General features: G+C 59.3%; 8 protein-coding genes and 1 tRNA gene. 4 read left to right on the top strand and 5 right to left on the bottom strand.

Annotated elements, in window-relative coordinates; genetic code table 11:
• Window positions 1-273: ferredoxin family protein (locus tag QZT71_RS10800; RefSeq protein ID WP_295915982.1), on the bottom strand; the 273-nt coding region annotated here is incomplete at its 3' end.
• Window positions 274-291: 18 nt separating this feature from the next.
• Between QZT71_RS10800 and QZT71_RS10795 the strand changes: the two genes are divergently transcribed.
• Window positions 292-753: a GNAT family N-acetyltransferase gene (locus QZT71_RS10795; protein WP_295915980.1), complete on the top strand. Its 462-nt coding sequence runs from the start codon at window positions 292-294 to the stop codon at window positions 751-753.
• A 254-nt stretch (window positions 754-1,007) separates the two neighbouring features.
• On the opposite strand, the gene QZT71_RS10790 is transcribed toward QZT71_RS10795, so the two are convergent.
• Window positions 1,008-2,252: a nucleoside permease gene (locus QZT71_RS10790; protein WP_295915977.1), complete on the bottom strand. Its 1,245-nt coding sequence runs from the start codon at window positions 2,250-2,252 to the stop codon at window positions 1,008-1,010.
• Between the two features lie 137 nt (window positions 2,253-2,389).
• Between QZT71_RS10790 and QZT71_RS10785 the strand changes: the two genes are divergently transcribed.
• Window positions 2,390-2,460, top strand: a tRNA-Gln gene (locus QZT71_RS10785).
• Between the two features lie 392 nt (window positions 2,461-2,852).
• Here the strand turns inward: QZT71_RS10785 and QZT71_RS10780 are convergent.
• The 3 genes from QZT71_RS10780 to QZT71_RS10770 form a co-directional block, all read right to left on the bottom strand.
• Window positions 2,853-3,860: a hypothetical protein gene (locus QZT71_RS10780; RefSeq protein ID WP_295915976.1), complete on the bottom strand. Its 1,008-nt coding sequence runs from the start codon at window positions 3,858-3,860 to the stop codon at window positions 2,853-2,855.
• Window positions 3,861-4,011: 151 nt separating this feature from the next.
• Complete coding sequence (locus QZT71_RS10775) at window positions 4,012-6,132, bottom strand: M3 family metallopeptidase (RefSeq protein ID WP_295915974.1); 2,121 nt, start codon at window positions 6,130-6,132, stop codon at window positions 4,012-4,014.
• 48 nt (window positions 6,133-6,180) lie between these two features.
• Complete coding sequence (locus QZT71_RS10770) at window positions 6,181-8,331, bottom strand: M3 family metallopeptidase (protein ID WP_295915972.1); 2,151 nt, start codon at window positions 8,329-8,331, stop codon at window positions 6,181-6,183.
• 94 nt (window positions 8,332-8,425) lie between these two features.
• Between QZT71_RS10770 and QZT71_RS10765 the strand changes: the two genes are divergently transcribed.
• The gene (locus tag QZT71_RS10765) at window positions 8,426-9,151 is read left to right on the top strand and encodes a 16S rRNA (uracil(1498)-N(3))-methyltransferase (protein WP_295915970.1); all 726 of its coding nucleotides are present in this window, start codon (window positions 8,426-8,428) and stop codon (window positions 9,149-9,151) included.
• An 11-nt stretch (window positions 9,152-9,162) separates the two neighbouring features.
• The coding region (locus tag QZT71_RS10760; protein WP_295915966.1) for a proton-conducting transporter membrane subunit at window positions 9,163-10,627 on the top strand (1,465 nt) is incomplete at its 3' end.

Genomic DNA, 10,627 nt, shown 5'->3' with positions numbered 1-10,627 from the left:
CACGGCCAGCAGCAGTTCGACCTGCCCGGGTGTCGGCAGGGCGGCATAGTCCGCCGGATGCACCCTGTCCGCGGGAAACCCGGCATGGTGTACCGAGCCCGTGGGGCACGCCGCGACGCAGTGCCCGCAGCCGATGCAATTTTCAGGTTTGCAGAGCACCACGGGAGCACCCGCCTTTTCCTGTTCGAAAATCTGCGCGGGGCATACCTTTACGCAGCGGCCGCAGCGGATGCAGGTCTCGGCATCCACATATATCCTGTCCGTATTTTCCATTTTTTAAAGTATCTTTGTATGTATAGTGAAAACAATATGTATCCGACAATCATCCGCCATTTCGGCAAGCTCACCGCCCACGAATACCACCGCATCGTACAGGCGCGCGAAGCGGTCTTTTTCCTCGAACAGCACATCACCGAACCCGACGCGGACGCGGTCGATCCCCGGTGCATCTTCCTGTGGATGGAGGACGCCGGCCGCGTGGTCGCATTCCTGCGGATTATTCCGGCCGGAATTGTCTATGAAGAGGTTTCCGTGGGACGGGTGCTGGTCGACGCCGCCTACCGCCGCCGCGGGCTGTGCCGACGGCTGATGCTCGAAGCCCTGCGTTACATCGCCGGGGAGTGGGGTCCCGTCCCCGTCCGCATCTCGGCGCAGGAATACCTCGCCGGATTTTACGCCACGCTCGGCTTCGAAGCGGTTTCCGAACGGTATTTCGAAGCGGGCATCCCGCATGTCAAAATGCTCCGGCGCTGAACAAACGCCCGCCGCCGCAAGTATCCCGACGCAGACAAAGTCCCTGCACGCCGAAATTCCCCGGCACGGTCAAACACCGTCCGGTAAACCCCCGACGCGGGCAAACGCAGCCCCACAGGAAATATCCCGGAGCCGGAAACTCCCGGACAGAAACACCCGAGCGGAAACGTCAGGACGGGAACACCCGTCGGCACAGCCCTCCGGCGGCAAGAAAATTCCGGCGGCACGGGTTCTCCCGGCCGCCGGATTATCCGTCAATGACTCACGCTTCCCATTTCGGCCGGATTGTGCTTGTAGCGGAAAACCGCTGCGAACACCACGGCCACCACAAGGGCGTAGCCGGCGAAGATATACCACGAATCGGGCCATCCCCAGGCATCGACGACGGCGCCTGCGGCATACGAGCCGAAAAATGCGCCGAAGCCGTTGGTCATAATCATAAAGACGCCCTGCGCCGAGGAGCGGATTTCGCGGCTGGTTTCCTTTTCGACGAACAGCGACCCCGAAATATTGAAGAAATCGAACGCCACGCCGTAAACGACCATCGAAAGGATGAGGAACGCGGCGCCCGAACCGGGATTACCGATACCGAAGAACCCGAAGCGCAGCACCCAGGCGAACATCGAGATGAGCATCACCTTCTTAATGCCGAAACGCCGCAGGAAGAACGGAATCAGCAGGATGCAGAACGTTTCGGACATCTGCGACAGCGACAGCAGAATCACCGAGTGTTTGACGATGGCCGAATCGGCGTATTGCGCCATCGAGCCGAAACTCTGGATATAGGAGTCGCCGAAAGCGTTGGTTATCTGCAGCGCGGCACCGAGCAGCATCGAGAAGATGAAGAAGATGGCCATGCGTTTCTGCTTGAAGAGCGCAAAGGCGCGCAGGCCCAGCGTGTCGACCCACGACTTCGCTTTGACGTTGCGGTCGACGGGACATCCGGGCAGCGAGAACGAATATACGGCCAGCACAAACGACAGCGCCGCCGAAACATAGAGCTGCCAGGCCGTCAGCTTGATTTGCACGCCGCCCATATGCGTCAGGTCGACGAACCACATCGCGGCGATGAAACCCACCGTGCCCCACACGCGAATCGGCGGAAAGTGCTTCACCGTATCGAGTTTGGCCAAATCGAGGGCGTTATAGGCCACCGAGTTCGACAGCGCGATGGTCGGCATGTAGAACATCACGCTCAACAGCATACAACTATATAAAGGGGCATAAGCCGTCTGCGAAGCCGCGGCCACGAGGAACGCCCCGCTGACGAGGTGGCAGATACCCAGCAGTTTCTGCGCCGGAATCCACCGGTCGGCGATGATGCCCATCACGGCAGGCATGAACAACGAAGCAATGCCCATCGTCGCGAAGAAACTCCCGATTTGCAGTCCGGTGAAATCGAGGCCTCCCCCGAGGTAAGCGCCCAGCGAAATGAGCCACGAACCCCAGATGGCGTACTGGAGGAAGTTCATGACGATAAGGCGGAACTTAATTCCCATAATTTTCTGATTTTACGTTGTTTTTAGTTTCAGGTTCATCCGGCAAGCGGATGATTAAAGCAAATGTACTAAAAAAATTTCGGAATTTTCTTTGCAATTGAAAAATAAAGTTCTACTTTTGCATCACCAAAATCTATTGAGCTATGGTGTAACGGTAACACAACAGATTCTGGTCCTGTTATTCCAGGTTCGAATCCTGGTAGCTCAACTGAAAAGCGAGGATAATCTCCCCGCTTTTTTTATTGTTCTCCCCTGTCCGACCCGTTTCGGCAGCCCGGACGCCGGTTTCATTATTCGAAACACGCTCCGCGGTCGTGTGCGCAAATCGACGAAATGCGCCGACTTTCAAATCTGATTTTCAAAAACCGGGCCGGCAAGCGGAATGTGTATCAAAATCAGTCACACGAATTCCCCTGCATTTGCGTTTTCCGTCTTGTCGGAACCATTTCCGTATACTACTTTTGTAATGCACAGGAGATATGAAGAATTCAAGTGGGATTGTGCAAGGGGCGGGTTACACCCGCAAAAGTGACGCAAGTGGAAAATCCGTCAGGATTTGAAGCACGGGATGGACACAAGGAGCTAGACGCAAGGTTCCGTTCACTCCTGGATGACTTCGGGGGAGGGTTCTATACCCTCCCTTTCCAATTCTGCTACGATAGCACGCTGACGCTTGAAGAAGTGAATCCGCTGCAACTCCCCGCTGCACGAGATCAGTGTCGCGAACCGGCTCAAGGCCAGAATCCACCGTTTAACATGTTCGAACATAGCAGGGTCGGCGCTCCGCAGCGAGTTGATGGAGAACGCCTCGATGCAACTGGCCCGGAAGTGGCGTGCCGAAACATAGCAATAGGTCGCCTCGATGTCCATATTCGAAATGTAGATGGACACCGGCTTTCCGCTGCGGAACTGTCCGCTGACGGCAATCTCCTCCAGCTCGTCGAGCAACTGCAGTAACTCGTTCTTCAGCAGATCGACGCTTTCGTCCGAAATGAGGTGCATGTTGCGGAACGTACAGATGGCGTTGACCCAGCGTTTGGTGCAGCTGCCGTCGAACACCAGCGTCGTCGAGGGCATCTGCTGCGCCTCGTGTATCAGCTCGCCGTAACTTTTCCGCAGTGCCGCGGGAACTTTCATGTCTTCGAATTTCGCCCCCGAACAGTCGATAAGCCCCTGCTGGTAGAGCCATTTGAAGAGTTTGAAATTCGTCAGGGTTTCGTAACGCATGTACAGCATGCGCGGAAAGGAGTTCCCGGCGATAGCCTGCTCGGCGTCGGCATCCGGGGATACCTCCCGGTAAAAGAGGGTGTCCTGGTCGAGCACCCCGGTGTAGTCTTCGAGCGCCGTGTGGTAATCGTTGAAACTCAACCGGAAAAGTATATTTCCCAAATCGACGGCACCGACGATGCGGTCGAGTGAAAAGTTCATCTGCGCCGAAAGCACGCCCGCCTCGCTGAAGGCAAAAGGCACCTCGCCCCGCAGGCGGCGGTAAGCGGCCTCCCGGCCGATATTGAGCTTGTCGGTCAGTATGGACGCCGCATTCGTATACTCGGGCGTACTATCCTGTATGACACTTATCAGTGCCGCATTTAATTTTTCGAGAGGCATAATCCTACCAAATTATAAATATAAAATTCTCAATCCCAACCGCAAAATTAAAAAATAATTGAACAATCGAAGCAAATTCAGTCAAAAGAAATACAACAAAAAGGGAACTCCGCTGCGCGAGGTTCCCTTTTTTCATAAGGCCGGACTGCTGTTATTTGCCCAGTCCCATTTTCTCAATCAGCGCCTTGGTTTCGGGCTTGTGGCCGCGGAAACGGACGTAGAGCTCCATCGGATGCTCCGTGCCGCCTTTCGAGAGGATATTCTCCCGGAACGAGTCGGACACTTCGCGGTTGAAGATGCCCTTTTCCTTGAAGAGCGAGAACGCATCGGCCTCGAGCACCTCGGCCCATTTATAGCCGTAGTATCCGGCGGCGTAACCGCCCGAGAAGATGTGCCCGAAGGCCGGGGCCATCGCCGTACCCGGAACGACGGGCAACACCTGCGTGGGAGCCATCGACTTCACCTCGAACTGCTCCACGTCGCCCTCGAAAGGTTCGGTAATCGTATGCCACGCCATGTCGGTCAGGCCGAACGAGAGCTGGCGTACATTGGCGTAGGCGGCCAGGTAATTCTGTGCGGCGACAATCCGGTCGACGACCTCTGCAGGAATCGGCTCGCCCGTCCGGTAATGCACGGCCCACAGGTCGAGGAACTCCTTCTCGGTAGCCCAGTTCTCCATAATCTGCGAGGGCAGTTCCACGAAATCGCGGTAGACGCTCGTGCCGGTCTGCGACTCGTATTTACCCTCGCCCAGCATGCCGTGCAGCGAGTGTCCGAACTCGTGGAGGAAAGTTTCCACCTCGTCGAAAGTCAGCAGCGACGGGGTCGTTTCGGTGGGTTTGGTGAAATTCATCACCAGCGACACCAGCGGACGCGTCTCTTTGCCGTCGACAATCTTCGTGCCGCGGAACTCGGTCATCCACGCCCCGGAGCGCTTCGACTCGCGGGGAAAGAAGTCCAGGTAGAGCACCGCCATGAAACGGCCGTTTTCGTCGGTCACGTCGTAAGCCGTCACGTCGGGATGGTAAACCTCGATTTCGGCGTTGGGCGTAAAGTTCAGCCCGTAGAGTTTGTTGGCGAGCATGAACACGCCCGTCTTCACGTTTTCGAGCTTGAAGTAGGGCTTCACCAGCTCGTCGTTGAGCGCATATTTCTCGTCCTTGTACTTCTCATTGTAATAGGCCCAGTCCCACGGCATCAGCGTGCCTTTGAACCCGAGCGAGGCGGCATAGTCGCCCACCGTCTTGTAATCCTGGTCGGCATAGGCTTTGGTTGCGTCCAGCAGCTCGTTCAGGAAAGACATGACCGTCGGCGTGTTCTCGGCCATGCGGCGCTCGAGCACATAATCCGCATAGCACTTGTAACCCAGCAGGTTGGCGATTTTCAGGCGCAGGGCCGCAATCTGCTTCACGATTTGCGTGTTGTCGAACTCGCCGCCCAGCGCGCGCGAGTTCGAGGCGCGCCAGAGTTTCTCCTTCAGCGCGCGGTTCGACGAATAGGTCAGGAAAGGTACGTAACTCGGGGCCTGCAGCGTCACCGTCCAGCCCTTCTCGCCGCGGGCCTTGGCGTCGGCGGCCATTCCCTCTTTGACGAAGCCGGGCAGCTCGGCCACGACTTTCGGGTCGGTGATGTTGATCGTAAAGGCGTTCGTCGCCGCCAGCGCATTCTGGCCGAACTGCAGCGTAGCTGCCGACAGTTCGGAGGTATACTTGCGGTAAAGCTCCTTATCGGCGTCCGAAAGGGCCGCGCCGCTGCGGGCGAATCCCCGGTAGGTATCCTCGAGCAGCTTCTTGTCCTCTTTCGAGAGGCCGCGGCCGGGTTTCTCGTAGACGGCCTTCACGCGAGCGAAGAGCTCGGGGTTGAGCGAAATGTCGTTCGACAACTCGGTCAGCTTGGGCTGCACGCGCAGGGCAATCTCCTGCATCTCGTCCGACGTGGCGGCCTCGAGCAGGTTGAAGAAAACGCCCGAAATACGGTCGAGCAGCGCACCCTGGCGCTCGAGCGCCACAATCGTGTTGCCGAACGTCGGCTTCGAGGGGTTGTCGACAATCGCCTCGATTTCGGCGCGCGAGCAGGCGATGGCCGCATCGAACGCAGGCTCGTAATCCGAGAGCTCGATTTCGGAGAACGGCGGCGTCTGGTGGGGCGTATCCCACACCGCCAGCAGGGGATTCGACATATCTAATTCGGGCAGCTGCGCCTTGGGCACCGAATTATCGGCACAGCCTGACGCCATTGCGGAAAAAATCATGATGACAAGTGCTTTTTTCATGTTATTGCAAATATTGGGTTAATTTTCACATTTCACGCCGCAGCGGGACTACAAAGGCACCGCGGACTCCTCGGCGGGTTCCGGCTCGGGTTCGTTCCACAGTCCGCGGCCCTTGAGCATCGCCCGCTTGTCGGGATCTGCGCCGCGGAACGCACGGTAGAGCGACATGCCGTCCTCCGAACCTCCGCGGGCGAGCAGCTTCGTACGGAAATCCGCGGCAATCTTCTTGTTGAACAAATCGCCGCTCTCGCGGAACGCCTCGAACGTATCCTTGTCGAGCACCTCGGCCCACGTATAGAAGTAATAGCCCGCCGAGTAGCCTCCGTCGAAGATGTGGCTGAAATAGGGATAGCGGTAGCGGGGTTCGATTTGCGGAATCAGGCCCCGTTTTTCGTTGAGCGCCCTGCGCTCGAAAGCCATCGGGTCGAACGGCTCGTAGTCGGTCGTCGAGTGGATGTCCATGTCGGAAAGCGACGCGGCGATCAGCTCCGTGGTGGCGAATCCCTGGTTGAAGAGTTCGCTCTTGCGGAGCTTCTCGACCAGGTATTTCGGAATCACTTCGCCCGTACGGTAATGCACGGCGTAGTGCTTCAGCATCTCGGGTTCGAACGCCCAGTTCTCCATGACCTGCGAGGGCAGCTCGACGAAATCGCCCTCGACCTCCGAGAGGCCGCGGTACTTCACGTCGTGGAACAGGAAGTGGAGCGCATGGCCGAATTCGTGGAAAAGCGTTTCCGTTTCGTCGAGCGTCAGCAGCGCAGGGGTGTTGCGCACCGGACGCGTGAAGTTGCAGACGATGCTCACCACGGGCGCAACGCGCTTGCCGTCCTTGTAGGTCTGCTCGACGTAATTGCCGCACCACGCGCCCTGGCTCTTGCCGCTGCGCGGGAAATAGTCGAAATAGAGGACGCCCAGATGCGACTCGTCGGCGTCGAGCACCTCGTAGGCGACCGCTTCGGGGTTGTAGAGCGGCGCCACGACCGGCTGGAAGGTAATGCCGTAGAGGCGGTTGGCCAGGTAAAAGATGCCTCCCTGCACGTTCTCGAGCGAGAAATAGGGCCGCAGCATCTCCTCGTCGAGGGCATAGTTCTGCTTGCGCACCTTCTCGGCGTAATACCACCAGTCCCACGATTCGAACGTCGCACCCGGCTCGTCCTGCTGCAACAGTTTGTCCATATCGGCCAGCTCGCCTTTGGCGCGCTCGAGGGCCGGCGTCCAGATTTCGTCCAGCAGGCTGTAAACCGCGTCGGTCGTCCCGGCCATCTCGTCGGCCACGACATAGGCGGCATACGACGGATAGCCCAGCAGTTTGGCTTTTTCGGTACGCAGGCGGATGAAGTCGTTGATGAGTTGTTTGTTGTCATACGCATCGCCGTTGTTGCAGCGGTTCAGGTATGCCTTGTAAATCTTCTCGCGCAAATCGCGTTTCGACGAATAGGTCAGGAAGGGAATCAGGCTGGGTTTGTGGAGCGTGAAGACCCACTTGCCGCTCTTGCCCATCTCCCGCGCCTTTTCCTGCGCCGCGTCCCGGATGCCTGCCGGCAGGCCGTCGAGTTCGTCCGCCGCCAGCTCGAGCGCGAAGTTGTTGTTCTCGGCGAGGATGTTGTTGCCGAACTTCACGGCCGTGAGCGACAACTGGCCGTTAATCTCCTTCAGGCGCGCCTTCTCCTTTTCGCCGAGCAGGGCCCCGGCACGCACGAACGCGTCGTAGGTTTTCTGCAGCAGGCGGGCCTGCTCCGCGTCGAGTCCCAGCGAAGCGCGCCGGTCATAGACCGATTTTATGCGGGCGAAGAGCCTGTCGTCGAGGCGGATTTTGTCCCGGTGCGCCGCCAGCAGGGGTTTCGCCTGCTCCTGCAGGGCCTGCAGCTCGTCGTTGGTGTCGGCGGCGCAGAGCATGTCGAAAACCAGTTCGACCTGCGCGAGCATCTGCCCGGCGTTGTCGTAGGCGAGAATCGTGTTTTCGAACGTAGCCTCGTCCTTGTTCGAGGCAATGGCATCGATTTCGGCCTCGTGTAGCGACATGCCGCGCTCGAGGGCGGGCATGAAGTGTTCGGGACGGATTTTGTCGAACGGCGGCACGCCGTGGGGCGTGTCCCACTGGCTGAAGAACGGATTCTCCCCGGAAGTTTTCGGGGAGTTGCATGACGCAAGTGTCATAAGCAGCAAAAGTGTTGTGAATAATCCTGCAATACGTTTCATCTATCGTGTTATTTTATGTAACTTTGCGGCCGGCGAACACGGAGGAGTGCAAGGCATCCGTATATCGCTGCAAAGTTAGTAAATTATAACAGGTATGCAACTTTTTTACGCCCCCGACATCACGCCGCCCCTCTACACGCTGGGCGAAGAGGAGTCGAAGCACTGTGTGCGCGTATTGCGCCTGGGACGAGGCGATACCCTCCATATAACTGACGGAAGGGGCAATTTATTTTGTTGCGAGGTCACGGACGACAATCCGAAGCGCTGCACGGTGCGCGTCCTGACGACGCAGGCCGAATGGGAGGCGCTGCCCTACCGGCTGGTGATGGGCGTGGCCCCCACGAAGAACTCCGACCGCTTCGAATGGTTCCTCGAAAAGGCCACCGAAGTGGGCGTCGGCGCAATCATACCGCTCGAAACCGAGCACAGCGAGCGCCGGGTATTCAAGCCCGAGCGGGGCGACCGGATTATCACGGCGGCCATGAAACAGTCGCTCAAAGCCTACCGCCCGCAACTGCATCCGCTCACGCCGTTCAGCGAAGTGGCGGCCATGCCCTTCGAAGGGCGTAAATTCATCGCCCACTGCGCCCCGGCGCAGTCGCCCGCAGGCAAGGCCTACCTGCCCGCGACGCTCCGCAGGGGCCAAGCGGCGCTGGTGCTCATCGGCCCCGAGGGCGATTTCTCGGCCGACGAAATCGCCCTCGCCCTCGCAAACGGATTCGAGGAAATAACCCTCGGCACGCAGCGCCTGCGCACCGAAACCGCCGCCGTCGCGGCAGTAGTCATGGCATCCGTGGCAAACGGATTGGAAATTAAGTAAACGCAAGCTATATGTTTCTCTATTCACTTCTCGCGCTCGCGCTGGTGGCCGCTGCGGTATTCGCCACCCCGCTCCGGGGCAAGGTGTGGACGACGCTGGCAATCGTCGCGGCCGGGGCCCTGTGGGGCACCGTCAAAGCGCTCGGAACGCTGGCAGGAACGCACACCGGGCCGCTGTGGACGACCGACACGCTGCTCTTCGGCAGCGACTCGGGTTCGATGGACGGCCTCTCGGCGCTGTTCGTACTGCTCATCGCCGTCGGCGGCGTCGCGGCGACGCTCTATTCGCGGGGCTACCTCGAGCATTACCTCCGCCGCAAATCCCCGGCCCACATTTCGCTGCACTACACCGCCCTGGCCGTCATGTTCTACGCCATGCTGGGCGTGGTCACTTCGGACGGAGGATTCTCGTTCCTCTTCTTCTGGGAGCTGATGACCGTCGCGTCGTTCATCCTGATTCTCTTCGACGCCGAACGCCGCGAAGTCCGGCGCGCCGCCCTCTCCTACCTCATCATGATGCACGTGGGATTCGCCCTGCTGCTCGTAGGATTCGTGCAGCTCTACGCCGTCTGCGGTTCGGCCGACTTCGCCCTGCTGGGAGAATATTTCCGCACGCAGCCCGCGATGCCGCTGTTCCTCGTCTTCCTGCTGGGATTCGGCATGAAAACGGGTATGTTCCCGATGCACGTCTGGCTGCCCGAGGCACACCCGGCCGCGCCGTCGCACGTTTCGGCGCTGATGTCGGGCGTGATGATCAAAACAGGCATCTACGGCATCCTGCGCGTCGTGTCCCATATCGCCGACATGCAGATGCTCCACACCGCCGGGCTCATCCTGCTCGCCGCAGGCATCGTCACGGGCGTGTGGGGCGTGATTCTGGCCGCGGCGCAGAACGACGTGAAGCGCCTGCTGGCCTACTCGTCGATCGAGAATATCGGCATCGTGCTGATCGGCATCGGCATCGCGGCGCTGGGCAAAAGTTCGGGCAACCAGATGGTGGCCATCTGCGGAGTGACGGGCGCCCTGCTCCACACCTTCAACCACTCGCTGTTCAAGTCGCTGCTCTTTTTCGGGGCGGGCAATATCCTCTCGAAAACCCACACCACGTCGCTCGATGCATTGGGCGGGCTGGCCAGGCACATGCCCATGACGGCCCTGCTCTTCCTGGCCGGCACGACGGCCATCTGCGCCCTGCCGCCGCTCAACGGCTTCGTTTCGGAGTTCCTGATTTACCTCGGCATGCTCGACGGCATCGCCTCGGGCAGCGACACGCTCGCCTCCGCGGCCGGACTCGCGGCGCTGGCGTTCATCGGCGGCGTGGTCGTACTGGCTTTCACCAAGCTCTACGGCACGGTGTTCCTCGGCGCGCCCCGCACGCACGAAGTGGCCGAGGCGAGCGAAGTCGACAATTTCCGCATCGCCGCCATGGCGCTGCCGCTGGCCGGAATACTCTTCATCGGGCTGTTTCCGCAGGCGG

The sequence above is a fragment of the uncultured Alistipes sp. genome, from assembly GCF_902388705.1.
Lineage (GTDB): Bacteria > Bacteroidota > Bacteroidia > Bacteroidales > Rikenellaceae > Alistipes.
The sequence above is the reverse complement of the archived record's forward strand: the minus strand, read 5'-3'. Positions and strand labels throughout refer to the sequence as shown.